This window comes from Variovorax sp. DAIF25, assembly GCF_050711835.1.
GTDB lineage: Bacteria > Pseudomonadota > Gammaproteobacteria > Burkholderiales > Burkholderiaceae_C > Variovorax.
The window spans coordinates 1,902,287-1,916,885 of the sequence record NZ_CP136637.1; the positions used below are offsets into that span (position 1 = coordinate 1,902,287).

A 14,599-nucleotide genomic window follows, 5' to 3' on the forward strand; every position below is an offset into this window, starting at 1 on the left:
ATCAGTAGGCCTCGAGCGCCAGCGCGTTCACGCTCTCGGCCCCGTCGACGATGCTGTCGCGCAGGCCCGGCGCCTTCGCGAGGATGTGCTCGGCATAGAACCGCGCCGTGGTGATCTTGGCCTGCATGAAGTCGACGTCGACGTTGTGCGAGGCCTGGTCCTGCGCCACGATCAGCGAACGCGCGAGCTGCCAGCCGGCCACCAGGTTGCCCGCGAGCATCAGGTAGGGCACGCTGCCCGCGAACACCGCATTGGGCGAGGCCTTGGTCTGGCCCGCGACGAAATCCACCACCTCGACGAAAGCCTCGCGCGCGGCCTTCAGGCGCTTGAGCACGGCCTTGGCGGCGGCGCTGTCGCTCTTCGCGAGCTCGGCCTCGGTCTTCTCGATCTGCGCGGCGATGGCCTTGGCGGTCTGGCCGCCGTCGCGCGCGGTCTTGCGGCCCACGAGGTCGTTGGCCTGGATCGCGGTCGTGCCTTCGTAGATCGTGAGGATCTTCGCGTCGCGGTAGTACTGCGCCGCGCCGGTCTCTTCGATGAAGCCCATGCCGCCATGAACCTGCACGCCCAGCGAGGTCACCTCGAGGCTCATCTCGGTGCTGTAGCCCTTGACCAGCGGCACCATGAATTCGTAGAAGGCCTGGTTCTGCTTGCGCGCGTCGGCATCGGGATGGTGGTGCGCGGCGTCGTAGGCCGCGGCGGCCACGCTGGCCATCGCGCGGCAGCCTTCGGTGTAGGCACGCATGGTCATCAGCATGCGCTTCACGTCGGGGTGATGGATGATCGCCGCGCTCGCATTGATCGAGCCGTCGACCGGGCGGCTCTGCACGCGCTCCCGGGCATAGGCCACGGCATGCTGGTAGGCGCGCTCGGCGATCGCGATGCCCTGCATGCCCACCGCGTAGCGGGCCGAATTCATCATGATGAACATGTACTCGAGGCCGCGGTTCTCCTGGCCCACGAGATAGCCGACGGCACCGCCGTGGTCGCCGTACTGCAGCACCGCGGTCGGCGAGGCCTTGATGCCCATCTTGTGCTCGATGCTCACGCAGTGCACGTCGTTGCGCGCGCCCGGCGAACCGTCGGCGTTCAGCAGGAACTTCGGCACCACGAACAGGCTGATGCCCTTCACGCCCTCGGGCGCGCCGCTCACGCGCGCGAGCACGAGGTGCACGATGTTCTCGGCCATGTCGTGCTCACCGTAGGTGATGAAGATCTTGGTGCCGAAGACCTTGTAGGTACCGTCGGGCTGCGGCTCGGCGCGGCTGCGCACCAGCGCGAGGTCGCTGCCGGCCTGCGGCTCGGTGAGGTTCATCGTGCCGGTCCACTGGCCGCTCACGAGCTTCTCGAGGTAGGTGGCCTTGAGCTCGTCGGAGCCCGCGGTCAGCAGCGCCTCGATGGCGCCGTCGCTGAGCAGCGGGCACAGCGCGAAGCTCATGTTGGCCGAATTGAGCATCTCGCCGCAGGCCGCGCCGATGGTCTTGGGCAGGCCCTGGCCGCCGAAGTCGGCCGGATGCTGCAGGCCCTGCCAGCCGCCCGACACGTACTGCGCGAAGGCGTCCTTGAAGCCGGCCGTGGTCGTGACCTCGCCGTCCTTGAACGACGAGGGATTGCGGTCGCCCGCGACGTTGAGCGGCGCGATCACGTCCTGGTTGAAGCGCGCGCATTCCTCGAGCACGGCCTGCGCGGTCTCGAGGCCGGCGTCCTCGAAGCCGGGCAGCCTGGCAATCTCGCCGATGTTGGCCAGGTGCTCGATGTCGAACAGCATGTCCTTGAAGGGGGCGGTGTAGCTCATCTCGATCTTGCTTCTTGCAGCAATTCCAAAGTAGTCGGGAAATACGGCTGGGCCCAACAGAAGGCACCGGCCGGGCGGCAGGAGGCCACTCGGTATGAACCTGAAGGACTAGCCTTGCTTGTCCATCTTTTCGTGTGCATCCACGAGTTGGACCAGCAGTTTCATGAAGACAGCGCGATCTTCTGGGGACAGCGGCTGGATCAACAGCTCCTGAGATCGGTGGATGCTTTCCTGTAGGTCGTTGATCAGTTTCAGGCCGTCCTTGGTGATCACCGAAAGCCTCGAGCGCCGGTCGTCGGGGTTGACGCGCGTTTCGACGAGTCCCTTGTCGCCCAGGCGTTTGAGCACTTCCGCCGTCGTCGTCCGGTCCAGGGAAAGCTCCCTGCCGATGGCCTTCTGATCAAGCCAGGGATTCATCGACAGCGCCGTCAACATGCCGACCTGCAGCGGCGTGATGCTTTCTGACTTGCACAGGTCGAAGAAGAGTGCTTGGCCGATCTGGGTCAAGCGACGAATCAGGAAGCCCGGACGCCGCCACATCACTTCGCGCAGCGGATTGAAAGGCTCGGGGCCAGGGGGCTTGGCCGCTTGCACCTCCGTCACGCTGCCTGTGTTCTTCTTTCGGGCCGGAGAACGCTTCGTCATCATCTCGAGATCGCCAATAGTGTCAGCCGACGAGTGTATCGGCTCCTCCCTGTGCGAATAGAATGCCAATCTGCCTCCGGGCCCGCTACAGCAGGTCGACCTTCAGAAACTCGCCCAGCTGGCGATGAAAGTCTGCCTCGTCTTCCCAGGGGATCATGTGGCCGGCGCCAGGCACCGTGCAATGGGACAAGCCAGGCGCGAGTGCTTCAAGCTCTGCCAAGTCTTCCGCAAGTACCACACCACCTCGACCTGCCGTCATGAGAAGTCCGGGCGTCCGCAACTTGGCAAGGTCGGTGTGGATGTCGTCGCTATGAAAACCGGCATGCGCCTGCACGATGGCTTCCTCGCTGCAGGTATGCAGCCACTCAGCTCGCAGTTGCAGCTGTTCGTCCGTCCAGGTCGGCGCATAGGGCCGAAGTTCTTCTGCCGTGACGCCCTTGATGGCCATCCGAATCGATTCCAGATACCAAGGCAGTGGCACGGGATACGGGCGGCGGCCGGGACCGGAGACTGGGGGGTCCACCAGCAGCAGCCTGTCGATACGTCGGGCGTCGCGCGCAGCCGCCCGAATCGCAACGCGCGCGCCCATCGAATGGCCCAGCAGCGTCACGGAAGACCATGCTTGAACCCCCAACAGCTCGAGCACGTCGGTCACCATGGCATCGAGACTCGCGTCCATGCCGGGCGCGCTCGAGGACAAGCCGCGTCCCCGAAAGTCCAGGACATGGACGTCGAAGTGGCGAGCCAGTCGCTCGGCGACGAAGCCCCAGGTGATCGCGGGGCTCGTGATGCCCGGCAGCAGGAGCATGCGCGGGCCCTGCCCACCATAGCGCAGCAGGTGCAGCCGCACCCCGTTCGCACGTACGTGATAGCCATGAAGAAGGGAACTCATTGCGACTCCGAGCTGTTCCATACACAGTCGCTCTCGCTCCCGGCTGGTGTTGAAGATTGCATCGATGAAAAAAACCTGTCCGTTGCGCCGGGCTTGTGAAACCCGGCGTGGCGCGTATCAAGGCCGCGGCGGTTTTCCCAACCAGCCGCGGATGCGGTTCCAGAGCACGCTCCACATCATTGCCGCCATGGACACGGTGGGCTGCGGCTCGTTGGTCGACACCGCCTGCCCGCCCAGTCTGCGGGTGATCTGTTTTCCAAAGTCCGCCACCATGCGGCGCACGAAATCCTTCACAAGGCCAGAGCGGGAAAATTGCGCGAGCGGCCCCTGCAGCGCGTAGATCATGTCCACGTGCACCCGGGTGTTGTCGACCGACAGCGCCTCGAGCCGATAGCTGATGTCGCCCTGGGTACGCGATTTGCTCAAGCTGTCCTGGCCCGCGCCCCGGAGGACGGCACGCTTGGCTGCGTCGTCACGCTCCAGCCGAGCAGCACCCGCGAAAGCCGCCGACATCGGGCCGAACTTGATGGCGATGGTGCCCTTGACTCTTTCGCCCTCATGCGAGTCGATGGTTGCGCCCGGCAGGCATGAAGCCACGGCGGGCAAGTCGCCCATGAATTCCCACACCCGATCGACCGGATACGGCACGTCGAAATGGACGTCAATCGCGTTGCCCTTCGCCTTGGCCTTGGCCATCGCCACCGGATCGACTTCCGCCATATCCGCAGCAGCGCTCGATGCGGACGCGGCCGACTTGCTGCTCGATGGAGCGGAGTTCGAAGTGGACGGGGAGGCCGATCCGACTGGCGCCACCGCGGCGACACGCGTCATCGCGACCGATCGCGGGGCGGTCAATCGTTGCCGCAGTTGCTCGAACTGTGCGTCGGGGCTGGCCCGCTGCTGCTGCAAGACGTCCAGGATGGCGTCCACAATGCCTTGGTAGCCCGTGCAACGGCACAGGTTCCCGGAGAGCTCAAGACGCACGCACGCCTCATCGGCCTCGGGCAGGCGAAGCACGATGTCGCGCGCCGTGGTAAGCATTCCCGGCGTGCAAAAGCCGCACTGCAGTGCGTGGTGGTGCGTGAACGCCTGCCGCAGCCGTCGCATGACCGCGTCATCTTCATAGCCTTCGATGGTGGTGATTTCACGGCCTTCGCAGGCCACGGCGAAGGTGATGCACGAGCGCGTGGGCTGGCCGTCAACGAGCACCGTGCAGGCGCCGCAGACGCCGTGTTCGCAGCCGAGGTGCGTTCCTGTCAGGTGTAGTTCGTCACGCAGGAAGTCGCCAAGGTGCATTCTCGGCTCGGCCTGCCGGCTGAAGCTGCGGCCGTTCACTTGAATGGAAATGGGGTCCAAGTCTCTTACTCCGCTTGTTTTGGGCCGGCAAAGATGCCGGACTGATCGAGTGCGCGCTCCAGGCAGGCCGTGAAGAGTTTCCGGTCGATGGCGTCGCGTTCGGGGAGTGCCGCATGCACGGCCGCGCGCAATGCCTCGCGTCCCGCCACGACCGTGCCCTTGAGCGCGATCTCCGCGGCCAACGTGTGCAGCAGCAGGGGAGGGCCATCGACGGCTCCCAGCACGATCCGGGCACGCTTTCGCGAGGCATCGAAATAGACCGCCGCACTGGCCTCTGCGAACTCGCCCGGCTTGCGGCAGACCTTGTGGTATCCCCAATGCGTGGTTGGGGTCTGCGAGGGCACCGCGACGGAGACGATGAGTTCATCGGGCTCGAGCACGGTCGTGTAGGCGCCGAGCATGAACGCGTCGGCCTCGGCTGTGCGCCCGCCTCGCGGCGATCTGATTGCTACGCGCGCGCCGAGTGCCGCGAGGGTCACGACCCAGTCGGCCGCAGGATCGGCATGCGCCAGACTGCCGCCGACGGTACCTCGAGTGCGGATCGCGCGATAGGCGATTCCGCGCGCGACCTGGCGCATGGGATGTTCAGCCAGCGGCGCGTGCACGCCGTCCTCGATCTCGGCATGGGTGACGGCAGCACCGATCTCGACCCAGTCGGCTTTGCGGGTTACCGCGCGCAAGCCGGGAATGTGTGCGACGTCGACCACCTGTGCGGGCCGCGCCAGCCTCAGGTTGAGCATCGGTCCGAGCGACTGGCTTCCGCTCATTGCCTTTGCGGCGCCGGCGCCGGCGGCCAGCGTCGCGATTGCCTCATCCACCTCGAGGACGCGCGCGTACGCGAATTTCGGCGCCTTCATCGTGCGTGCTCCTGCTCGCGCCTCGCACCTTCGAGTGCCGTGAGCAGGCGGCGTGGTGTCAACGGCGTCATCAGCACCTCGGCGGCACCTGTGCCCCGCAGGGCATCGTTCACGGCATTGAAGATCACGGCCGGCGGTGCGATCGCGCCGCCTTCGCCCACGCCCTTGGCACCGAATTCGGTGTGCGGTGAAGGTGTCTCGAAGTGTTCTATCCGGATGCGCGGCACTTCCGTGGCGCCCGGCAGGATGTAGTCAGCCAAGGTGGAAGCAAGCGGCTGGCCTTGGTCGTCGTACGGGCTCTCCTCGTACATGGCGGTGCCGATGCCCTGCGCGATGCCGCCGATGGTCTGCCCTTCCACGATCATCGGATTGACCATGGTTCCGCAGTCTTCGACGACGACGTAGTCGAGGATCTCGACTTCGCCGGTTTCGGTGTCGACGGCCACCACCACTGCGTGCGTCGCATAGGTGAAGGTGCCGGTATCAACGTTGGGTTTGTACGCCCGCGACACCTCCAGACCACCGAGATGAACGTTGGCAGGCAGATCCTGCGGCGTGAGGTACCACGCGCCACCGACGTCCGACAGCGGGATCGACTTGTCGCCGGCCACGGCGCGACCTTCGATCAATGCGACGGTCGGCGCATCCACCCCCATGAGGTAGCCCGCGATCGACTGGATGCGGGGCAGGAGTTCCTTGCACGCGACCGAGATGGCCCCTCCTGACATGACCGTGGCGCGCGAGGCGTAGGTGCCCGAGGAGAACGGGGTCAGCGCGGTGTCTCCATGCACCACCCGGATTCTGGCCACCGGGATGCCGAGCACGTCGTTGGCGATCTGCGCGAAGCTGGTCTCCATGCCCTGGCCATGCGAGTGCACGCCGACACGCACTTCGAGTCCGCCGTCAGCGGTCATTCTGACGACTGCCTGGTCGAAGCCGGGTACCACTGGCAGCCCCCAGTTGGCGAACACCGTCGTGCCGTGGGCAGACTGCTCGGTATAGGTGGCCGTGCCGAAGCCGATGAGACGGCCGTCCGGCTCACCGCGCGCCTGGCGCTCGCGTACCGCGTCCAGTCCGATCATCTCCACGGCGCGGCGCAGGCTTGCAGGGAAGTCGCCGCTGTCGAAGTGCTTGTTGGCGACGTTGACATAGGGCATGGCAGCGGCCGGCACGAGATTCTCCATCCGCACTTCCCATGGCTCGCGCCCCACTTCACGCGCCACCGCATCCATGAGGAGTTCGATGGCAAAGCAGACACCCGTGCGCGCGACGCCGCGATAGGCCATGAACCCGGGCTTGTTGGTCGCGACGCAGAGGGTCTCGCATCGATAGCCTCGAAAGGTGTAGGGGCCGGGCAGGTTGCCGATCGCCTGCCCTGGTTCCAGGCCGACGAAGAAGGGATAGTAGGAATATGCGCCGCCGTCGATGGTGATGACTGCGTCCAGCGCCAGGAGCTTGCCGGTGCGGTCCGCATAGGCGGTGAGCTGATAGTGATGCTGCCGCGTGTTGGCGCCGACGATCAGGTGCTCGCGTCGATCTTCGAGGTAGCGAAACGGTGTGCGGTACGTCTTGGCGAGCCAGGCAACGCACAGGTCTTCGGGGTAGAGCTGACCCTTGTAGCCGAAGGCGCCCCCGACGTCCGGTGACACGACGCGTACGGCCTCTTCGTTCATCGAGAGGTGCTGGGCGATCCCCACACGCAGCAGATGCGGAACCTGGGTCGCACTGACGACCACGAGTTGATCAGTCTGGAAGTCCCAGTAGGCGAGCACCGACTTGCCCTCCAGCGGGACGATGCACTGACGCGACAACTCGACCGTGCGGCTGACCTTCACCTCGGCCTTCGCGGCAAGCTCCTCGAAGTCGCGATTGGCCCGCAGCGTGAGAAACACGTTGTCCTTCCATTCGGGATGCATGAACTCTTTCGTGGCGGCGAGGGCGGACTCAGCGCTGTGGTAGACGGGCAGTTCGTCATACGAGACCTCCACCTCCTCCAGCAGGTCTTCCGCCATGGCGCGCGTCGGGGCAACCGCCATCGCGATGGCCTCGCCGACATGGCGAACCTTGCCGGAGGCCAGTGGCGGCAATGCCGAGTACTGGTAGGTGGGCAGCGAAGACGGCGAGCCTATGTCTGCCGCGTCGGACATCATTTCCCGCAGGAACACCTTCCCGGCCAGCGTCTCGGGAATCTCGACGCCGGTGACGACGGCATGGGCCAGTGAGCTCCGCAGGAAGGCAACCTCCTGTAGGCCCGGCAGCACGAAGTCGCCGACGAAGTTGCCCTTGCCCACCAGATGACGCGCGTCTTCCTTGCGCGGCACTCTGGCACCGATGCCTTCGCGCTTTAACAGACGCGCGGGAATGTCTGCGTGGTCCATCAGTTTTCTTCTCCTTCCGATTTCCATGTGCCGAGCTGCACCGGATGTGCAGCGTCTGACACGCGAGATACGAACCAGCCAAATCGATCGCGCCCATGCCTCCCAGCCACGTTCCCCGTAAAGGGACGGCATCGAAGCTTCTTCGCACCCGGTTCAGCGCTTGGACCGAGACGCCGGCTCGCACGCGTAGCACCTCGATCCAAAGTGTTGGTCAGCCCGCTGGCGTTCCGATTAAGTCAGTTAACTGTCATAAGTGTATGCGGCATTGGATCGCGTGGAAAGATGTTTCGTTGAAGCGCGGAAGACAGTGAGGAGATCTTCCATAAATGGTGCATCTTTCCTATGAAAACGCGCCATATCGATGCGAAAGCCTAGGTTGTGCAAGTCCATCTTGGGGCGTCGGAATTCCGTAGAAACCCGAACAAAAAACTTGGGACAAATCGCCATTTATGTCAGTACACTGACTACTTTTGATGCTCAAGATCGACAGGATCGAACGATGGAATGGATCAAGGTTGCTTCAGCGCAGGAGCTGAGTAACGACGAAGCGAAGACCGTCAACGTCGCGGGCCAAGGCGTCGCGCTTTTTCGTATCGATGACGAGTTCTTTGCCACGGACGGCATGTGCACGCATGCCACGGCGCTGCTCTCGGAAGGCTATGTGGAGGATGGTTGCGTCGAATGTCCGCTGCACCAGGGCCGCTTCGACATTCGCACAGGCAAGGCGATGTGTGCGCCGGTCACCGTGGATCTGCGCACCCATCCCGTCAAGCGGGTAGGCGACGACATCTATGTGTTGTCGCCCCAGGCCCAATGACGTCGCCAGGTGTTCTCATCGTCGGCGCGGGCCAGGCGGCGGCAGTTGCGGCCCGTGCGTTGCGCGAGGCGGGCTTTCGCGGCGGCATCACGATGGTGGGGCGGGAACGCCACAAGCCGTATGAGCGTCCGCCGTTGTCGAAGGCTGTTCTGGTGGCGGCGGAAGAGCCGCGTCTCGACGTTCTATCGCAGGAGGTCTGGGCACTCGGCGACATCAACTTGCTGAGCGGCAGCGATGCAGTTGACCTGGATGTCTCAAAGCGACAGGTCCGCCTTGCCACAGGCCAGGTGCTCGCATACGAGATGTGCCTTCTTGCTACGGGCGGGGAGCCGAACGCGCTGGCATGGGCTCCAGCTGGTCATCCGCATGTGCACTACATGCGCACCCTCGACGATGCACGCAGGCTGCGCGTTGCCCTTCATGGCAAACCGCAGGTCGCTATTCTGGGAGGCGGTTTCCTCGGCCTCGAAATCGCTCACGCCGCGATGTCCACGGGCGCATCGGTGACCGTGTTTGAGCGAGCGAGGTCCCTGCTTGATCGCTTCCTGCCTCCGGAGGCGTCGATGTGGCTCGAATCCGGGATGCGCGAGGCCGGCACACGGTTGCTGCTCGGAGCCTCCGTTGGCGGCATCCACTCACTGCCCGATGGTCGAATCCGCCTCGCCACGGATACGGGCGAGCTGGAAGTCGATGAGGTCGTCGTCGCCATCGGCCTCTCGCCCAACGATTCGCTAGCCCGCGACGCAGGGCTGGCGACTGCGGCTGGAGGTGGCGTCTTGGTCGACGCGCTGTGCCGCACCAGCGACGAGCGAGTCTTCGCATGCGGCGATTGCACAAGCCAGCAACGGCCCGGACAGGGGGCGCCCATGCGACTGGAATCTTGGCAGAACGCCAACGACCAGGCACGCACCGCCGCAGCCGCCATGCTTGGCCTGTCCATTCCCGTGCCGGCAGTGCCCTGGTTCTGGACCGACCAGGGAAAACACAACATCCAGATGCTTGGATTGCCGGCTCTGGGTCTCGACTACCTGCGCCGAGGCGATCCGGCCTCCGGCAAGGCGCTATGGATCGGCCATCGGGGCGGCGTTCCGCTCCATGGCGTCGCCCTGAATGCGGGCGCCGATCTGCGCGCCATTCGTCCCCTCTTCGAAAAAGGGCTGTCCGTGCAGTTCGACGACTTCCTGCTGGACGCCACCAACCTGCGCGCCTGGGCCAGGCAGATCCAGGCCGGCGCCGCTGCCATCGTTTAACCACCTCTCAGAGTCAAGGAGCTTTCATGTATCAATCGCAGGCGGTCATCGGCATCACCAATGCCAGAAAGAACCCGCCCCTGGAGCAGTGCGTCTGGCCCGCCGACGCGCTCAACAACATCCCCGACTGGGTGTACACCAGCCAGGCCATCTATGACCAGGAGATCGAGCGCATCTTCCGTGGGGACACCTGGAACTTCGTGGCCCTGGAAGCGGAAATTCCAAACCCTGGCGATTACAAGCGCGGTTATGTAGGCGCCACGGCCGTAGTGATCGTTCGCGCGGAAGACAACACGATCTCCGTCTTTGAGAACCGCTGCGCTCACCGCGGCGCCGAATTCTGCCGCTCCAGCCACGGCAACGCCAAGGAGTTCGTCTGCCCCTACCACCAGTGGTCCTACGACCTCAAGGGCAATCTGCAAGGCGTTCCGTTCAAGCGCGGAATCAACAAGATCGGCGGCATGCCACCGGACTTCAAGAACGCGGAGCACGGTACTCGCCAGCTGCGCGTGGCGACGCGCAACGGCGTGGTGTTCGCCACCTACTCCGACAAGACTCCGCCGCTGGAGGAGTACATGACCAAGGAGATCGTCGATGAATTCGACGTTCCGTTTTCGGGCAAGAAGCTCAGGATCCTGGGTTACTGCCGCAACGAGCTTCCGTGCAACTGGAAGATGTATCACGAGAACCTCAAGGATCCCTATCACGCGACGTTGCTGCACTCGTTCCTCGTCGTGTTCGGCCTTCTCGTGCCGGGTATCAAGTCGATCGTCTTCGCAGACAAGGAACATGGCCGTCACGGCTACATGGCATCGTCCAAGCCCGACCAGGTCTATGCCACCGTCGCCGCCGACGACAAGGCGGAGATGCGTTCGTTCAGCGACAACCTTCGGCTGCGCGACGAGCGGTTTTTGGACTATGTGCGCGAGTTCGACTCGCCCTGGTCCGCCAACATGATGACCATGTGGCCGAACCTGATCGTGCAGCGCCAGATGAACACGATGGGTGTGCGCCAGATCATCCCGAACGGCCCCAACAGCATGGTGATGCAGTGGACGATGTTCGGCTACGAAGACGACACGCCGGAGATGACGCGGCACCGCCTCCGCCAAGGCAACCTGATGGGGCCGTCGGGCTTTCTCGGCCTTGAGGACAACGAGGCGTTGAAGTTCGTGCAGGAGGGCATCCGCAATTCGTCCACAGACAACAACGTCGTCAAGCTCGATGCTGGCCACCAGGGCACGGCACGCAACCTGATCTCGGAGTCGTGCATCCGCTCGCTCTACGAGTACTACCGAGGCGTCATGGGCATCCGTGTCGCGGAGATGGCAGCATGAAGGAGCAACTCGCCTACGCCCGCTCTGTAATGTCGCCCCGTCGCGCCGCCGAACTGCGCGCGGAGATCGACTCCTTCCATGTCGAGTACTGCGCCGTCCTCGATGCTAACGATGTCGAGCGCTGGCCCGAGTTCTTCAGCAAGGAAGCGAAGTACCGGATCACCTCGCGTCAGAACGCGCTGCTGAACATGCCCGTTGGCCTCGTCTATTGCGAGGGCCTGGACATGATCACTGATCGCGCGCTCGCCGTGGCGCACTCGCAGATGTTTGCGCCCCGCCACATGCTGCATGTCCTGGGCATCACACGGGTGCTGCAAGAGACGAGCGACACGATCAGCTCGCAGACACCCTTCATCCTGATGCAGACCCTCGTCGAGGGACCTTCCACCGTGCATCTCGCCGGCATCTATCACGACCGTTTTGTGCGCGAAGGCGAACGGCTGCTTATCGCCAGCCGCGAAGTGGTGCACGACACCGAGATTCTTGACACAGCCCTGGCCTACCCGGTCTGAACCCGATGAAGACAATGATGAATCGAACTCCCAAGATCGCGCTCGAGGAGCACTTCTCCGCCCCCGGCTTCGATGCGTACTCCGCCAAGTACACACGCGCATTGCCAGCCGACTTCGTGGCCCGGCTCGACGCCAGGCTGAGCGACTTCGACGACCAGCGCCTGGCCGAGATGGACGCCGGAAACATCGAGTTCGCCGTGCTGTCGCAGACGATGCCCGGCGTGCAGGCCGAGACGGATGTTGCTTCCGCCGTCCGGCGCGCACGCGAGAACAACGAGTTCCTCGCCGAGCGCGTAGCGCGCCATCCGAAACGATTCGGCGCCTTTGCCCACGTGGCATTGCAGGACCCGAACGAGGCTGCGCGAGAGCTGGAGCGCACGGTCGTAGAGCACGGTTTCAAGGGTGCGCTGATCAATGGCCACACCCTGGGCCGCTACTACGAGGGCAGCGAATTCGATGTGTTCTGGGAGCGCGCGCAGGCGCTCGGCGTGCCCATCTACCTGCACCCCAACGCGTTCAGCCAGCCACCGGCGCTGCTGGAAGGCATGCCGGTGCTCCAGGGAGCCGCCTGGGGATGGGGCGTGGAAACGGCGGGGCATGCCTTGCGCCTGCTGTTCGGCGGGGTGTTCGACCGCTTCCCGCGATTGAATCTGCTGCTGGGTCACATGGGCGAGGCCCTGCCGTATCAACGCTGGCGCATCGACAGCCGCTTCGCTGCTTATCCCTCGGGCATCAAGTTGGCACGTAAGCCCAGCGAGTACATCGGCAGCAACATCCTGATCACGACGTCCGGCGTGTGCTCCGCGCCAGCACTGCTTGGCGCTATCGGCGAGCTCGGTGCGCAAGCCGTGCTCTTCTCCGTGGACTATCCCTACGAGTCCACCGCCGAGGCCTGCACCTTCATCGAAGGGGCGCCGCTCGATGAGCGAACTCGTGCGCTGGTCTGCTACGGCAATGCCCGCCGGCTCTTCAAGCTGGGCAGCCCGCAGGATCTGGCGCTCCTACAGATCTGACACTTTCAAACAAAGGAAAAAAAATGCCAGTCAGCGACTATCAAATGGTCAAGGCCTGGGACCAGGTTCTGAAGCTCAGCAAGGTGGAGCGCGGACAGAAGGTCTCGATCCTGTGCGGTCCCCACACCCATCCGCAAACGCTTCAAACCGCCACCATTGCAGCTCAAGCCGCGGGCGCAGTCGTGACCAGGATCGAGCTGCAGCCTATCAACGCGGAGAAGGCCCCGAGCCGCGACCTCATGAACTACCTGGGGGAAACGCCGCTCACCAACAACCCCGTCGCTCTCGCGGCCATGAAGAACAGCGACATCGTCCTGGACTTGATGCTGCTGCTGTTCTCGCCAGAGCAGATGGAGATCCTCGAATCGGGAACGAAGATCCTTCTTGCCGTCGAGCCGCCCGAGGTGCTGGTTCGGGCGGTGCCAACCGAGGCCGACCGCGAACGCGTGCTCGCCGCGTCGAAGCTGCTCAAGGCCGCTAAAAAGATGCACGTGACCTCGCCGGCCGGCACGGACGTGACTTTCAAGCTCGGCGACTTCCCGACCATCTCCGAATACGGTTTCTGCGAAGAGCCCGGGCGCTGGGACCACTGGCCGAGCGGTTTCCTCTTCACCTTCGCCAACGAAGGCGGCAGCGACGGCACCATCGTGATCGACCGCGGTGACATCTTGCTACCGCAGAAAAACTACGTCTCCGACAAGATCACGATGCGTCTGCGCGAAGGCTTCGTGCGCAGCATCGAAGGTGACATCGATGCAGCCTTGCTGCGCGAGTTCATGGAGGCCTACAAGGACCCCGAGGCCTACGCCATCGCGCACATCGGATGGGGGATGCAGCCGCGCTGCTTCTGGCACACGCTGTCCCTGGTGGACCGCGAGGCAACTTCCGGGCAGGACGCGCGTGCGTTCGAAGGCAATTTCCTGTTCTCGCTGGGCCCGAACAACGAGGCCGGGGGAACTCGCACCACGCCTTGCCACCTTGACATCCCATTGCGCAACTGCACGGTGGAGCTCGACGACGTCGTCGTGGTTCGCAACGGCAAGGTCATCGACGAGGCTTTCCAATGAGCACCGCTCCGGACATCTACAAGCAGCAGGGCTTCGGCCATGTCGTCACGCCGAAGGCGCCGTATGGCGTGCTGATCATCGACTTCGTCAACGGATTCGCCGACCCGCTCACGTTCGGCGGCGGCAACATCGAGCCAGCCATCGAATGCACGCGGGGCCTGCTGGATGTGGCACGCGCGCGTCGATGGCCGATCGCCCACACGCGCGTCGTGTACCAGGACGATGGAGCCGACGCCAACATCTTCGCGCTCAAGGTGCCGCCCATCCTCGCCCTGCGGGAGGACGCGCCGCAAAGCCAGATCGTTCCGCAACTGCAGCCCTGCAACGGTGAACTCGTGCTGCGCAAGATCCACCCGTCGGCGTTCTTCGGGACTTCACTGGCTTCCTGGTTTTCCCAGCGCGGGGTGCAGACTTTGCTGATCGCGGGATGCACAACCAGCGGGTGTGTCCGTGCCAGCGTGGTCGATGCCATGTGCCACGGCTTTCGTCCTCTCGTCGTCACAGACTGCGTGGGCGACCGGTCACTGCGGGCGCACGAAGCCAATCTGTTCGACATGCAACAGAAGTACGCAACGTTGATGTCCCGCGACGACGCCCTGCAGGCGACTGAAGCAGCGCAGCCGCACGGCGTGCCGCGCTGAAGCCGGCCCGCGCCCCACGATTCCCGTCCCCACCTCTTGTCA

Annotated in this window: 13 protein-coding genes; 7 read left to right on the forward strand and 6 right to left on the reverse strand. The window is 64.2% G+C overall.

The genetic code is table 11. The annotated features are described in order from the left end of the window. Position 1: 1 nt before the first annotated feature. The 6 genes from R0232_RS43195 to R0232_RS43220 all read right to left on the reverse strand — a co-directional run bounded on the left by R0232_RS43195 (position 2) and on the right by R0232_RS43220 (position 7,920). Positions 2-1,792 carry an acyl-CoA dehydrogenase gene (locus tag R0232_RS43195; protein WP_431513454.1) on the reverse strand — a complete coding sequence of 597 codons (1,791 nt, stop codon included), beginning with the start codon at positions 1,790-1,792 and terminating at the stop codon, positions 2-4. Positions 1,793-1,900: 108 nt separating this feature from the next. Next, a complete protein-coding gene (locus R0232_RS43200; RefSeq protein WP_203208423.1) occupies positions 1,901-2,440 on the reverse strand; it encodes a MarR family winged helix-turn-helix transcriptional regulator in 540 nt (179 codons plus the stop codon). 82 nt (positions 2,441-2,522) lie between these two features. Next, on the reverse strand, positions 2,523-3,329 hold the full coding sequence (locus R0232_RS43205; RefSeq protein ID WP_431513455.1) for an alpha/beta fold hydrolase: 807 nt from the start codon (positions 3,327-3,329) through the stop codon (positions 2,523-2,525). A gap of 117 nt (positions 3,330-3,446) precedes the next feature. Continuing rightward, positions 3,447-4,625 carry a xanthine dehydrogenase family Fe-S subunit gene (locus R0232_RS43210; protein ID WP_431514666.1) on the reverse strand — a complete coding sequence of 393 codons (1,179 nt, stop codon included), beginning with the start codon at positions 4,623-4,625 and terminating at the stop codon, positions 3,447-3,449. A gap of 65 nt (positions 4,626-4,690) precedes the next feature. Next, entirely contained in the window at positions 4,691-5,542 is an 852-nt protein-coding gene (locus R0232_RS43215) for an FAD binding domain-containing protein (RefSeq protein ID WP_431513456.1), read from the reverse strand. Continuing rightward, positions 5,539-7,920, reverse strand: a complete 2,382-nt coding sequence (locus R0232_RS43220) for a xanthine dehydrogenase family protein molybdopterin-binding subunit (protein ID WP_431513457.1) — start codon at positions 7,918-7,920, stop codon at positions 5,539-5,541. Before R0232_RS43220 ends, R0232_RS43215 begins: the two co-directional genes overlap by 4 nt. Positions 7,921-8,419: 499 nt before the next feature. Here R0232_RS43220 and R0232_RS43225 point away from each other — a divergent pair, with 499 nt between their 5' ends. The 7 genes from R0232_RS43225 to R0232_RS43255 are packed head-to-tail and all read left to right on the forward strand — an operon-like array spanning position 8,420 to position 14,557. Continuing rightward, on the forward strand, positions 8,420-8,737 hold the full coding sequence (locus tag R0232_RS43225) for a non-heme iron oxygenase ferredoxin subunit (protein WP_431513458.1): 318 nt from the start codon (positions 8,420-8,422) through the stop codon (positions 8,735-8,737). Beyond that, on the forward strand, positions 8,734-9,987 hold the full coding sequence (locus tag R0232_RS43230; RefSeq protein WP_431513459.1) for an NAD(P)/FAD-dependent oxidoreductase: 1,254 nt from the start codon (positions 8,734-8,736) through the stop codon (positions 9,985-9,987). The genes R0232_RS43225 and R0232_RS43230 overlap by 4 nt, the downstream gene beginning before the upstream one ends. 26 nt (positions 9,988-10,013) lie before the next feature. Next, the gene (locus R0232_RS43235) at positions 10,014-11,324 is read left to right on the forward strand and encodes an aromatic ring-hydroxylating oxygenase subunit alpha (protein ID WP_431513460.1); all 1,311 of its coding nucleotides are present in this window, start codon (positions 10,014-10,016) and stop codon (positions 11,322-11,324) included. Beyond that, positions 11,321-11,836 (forward strand): aromatic-ring-hydroxylating dioxygenase subunit beta, encoded by a 516-nt coding sequence (locus R0232_RS43240; protein WP_431513461.1) that lies wholly within the window; start codon positions 11,321-11,323, stop codon positions 11,834-11,836. Before R0232_RS43235 ends, R0232_RS43240 begins: the two co-directional genes overlap by 4 nt. A 17-nt stretch (positions 11,837-11,853) precedes the next feature. Then, on the forward strand, positions 11,854-12,849 hold the full coding sequence (locus tag R0232_RS43245) for an amidohydrolase family protein (protein WP_431513462.1): 996 nt from the start codon (positions 11,854-11,856) through the stop codon (positions 12,847-12,849). 23 nt (positions 12,850-12,872) lie between these two features. Next, a complete protein-coding gene (locus R0232_RS43250; RefSeq protein WP_203208049.1) occupies positions 12,873-13,916 on the forward strand; it encodes a 2,5-dihydroxypyridine 5,6-dioxygenase in 1,044 nt (347 codons plus the stop codon). Then, positions 13,913-14,557: an isochorismatase family protein gene (locus R0232_RS43255; protein ID WP_431513463.1), complete on the forward strand. Its 645-nt coding sequence runs from the start codon at positions 13,913-13,915 to the stop codon at positions 14,555-14,557. Before R0232_RS43250 ends, R0232_RS43255 begins: the two co-directional genes overlap by 4 nt. Positions 14,558-14,599 lie beyond the last annotated feature (42 nt).

Excerpts from the sequence above, each read along its gene's own strand:
- R0232_RS43195 (WP_431513454.1), bottom strand. The coding sequence starts at position 1,792 with ATGAGCTACACCGCCCCCTTCAAGGACATGCTGTTCGACATCGAGCAC.
- R0232_RS43200 (WP_203208423.1), bottom strand. The coding sequence starts at position 2,440 with ATGATGACGAAGCGTTCTCCGGCCCGAAAGAAGAACACAGGCAGCGTG.
- R0232_RS43205 (WP_431513455.1), bottom strand. The coding sequence starts at position 3,329 with ATGAGTTCCCTTCTTCATGGCTATCACGTACGTGCGAACGGGGTGCGG.
- R0232_RS43210 (WP_431514666.1), bottom strand. The coding sequence starts at position 4,625 with ATGCACCTTGGCGACTTCCTGCGTGACGAACTACACCTGACAGGAACG.
- R0232_RS43215 (WP_431513456.1), bottom strand. The coding sequence starts at position 5,542 with ATGAAGGCGCCGAAATTCGCGTACGCGCGCGTCCTCGAGGTGGATGAG.
- R0232_RS43220 (WP_431513457.1), bottom strand. The coding sequence starts at position 7,920 with ATGGACCACGCAGACATTCCCGCGCGTCTGTTAAAGCGCGAAGGCATC.
- R0232_RS43225 (WP_431513458.1), top strand. The coding sequence starts at position 8,420 with ATGGAATGGATCAAGGTTGCTTCAGCGCAGGAGCTGAGTAACGACGAA.
- R0232_RS43230 (WP_431513459.1), top strand. The coding sequence starts at position 8,734 with ATGACGTCGCCAGGTGTTCTCATCGTCGGCGCGGGCCAGGCGGCGGCA.
- R0232_RS43235 (WP_431513460.1), top strand. The coding sequence starts at position 10,014 with ATGTATCAATCGCAGGCGGTCATCGGCATCACCAATGCCAGAAAGAAC.
- R0232_RS43240 (WP_431513461.1), top strand. The coding sequence starts at position 11,321 with ATGAAGGAGCAACTCGCCTACGCCCGCTCTGTAATGTCGCCCCGTCGC.
- R0232_RS43245 (WP_431513462.1), top strand. The coding sequence starts at position 11,854 with ATGAATCGAACTCCCAAGATCGCGCTCGAGGAGCACTTCTCCGCCCCC.
- R0232_RS43250 (WP_203208049.1), top strand. The coding sequence starts at position 12,873 with ATGCCAGTCAGCGACTATCAAATGGTCAAGGCCTGGGACCAGGTTCTG.
- R0232_RS43255 (WP_431513463.1), top strand. The coding sequence starts at position 13,913 with ATGAGCACCGCTCCGGACATCTACAAGCAGCAGGGCTTCGGCCATGTC.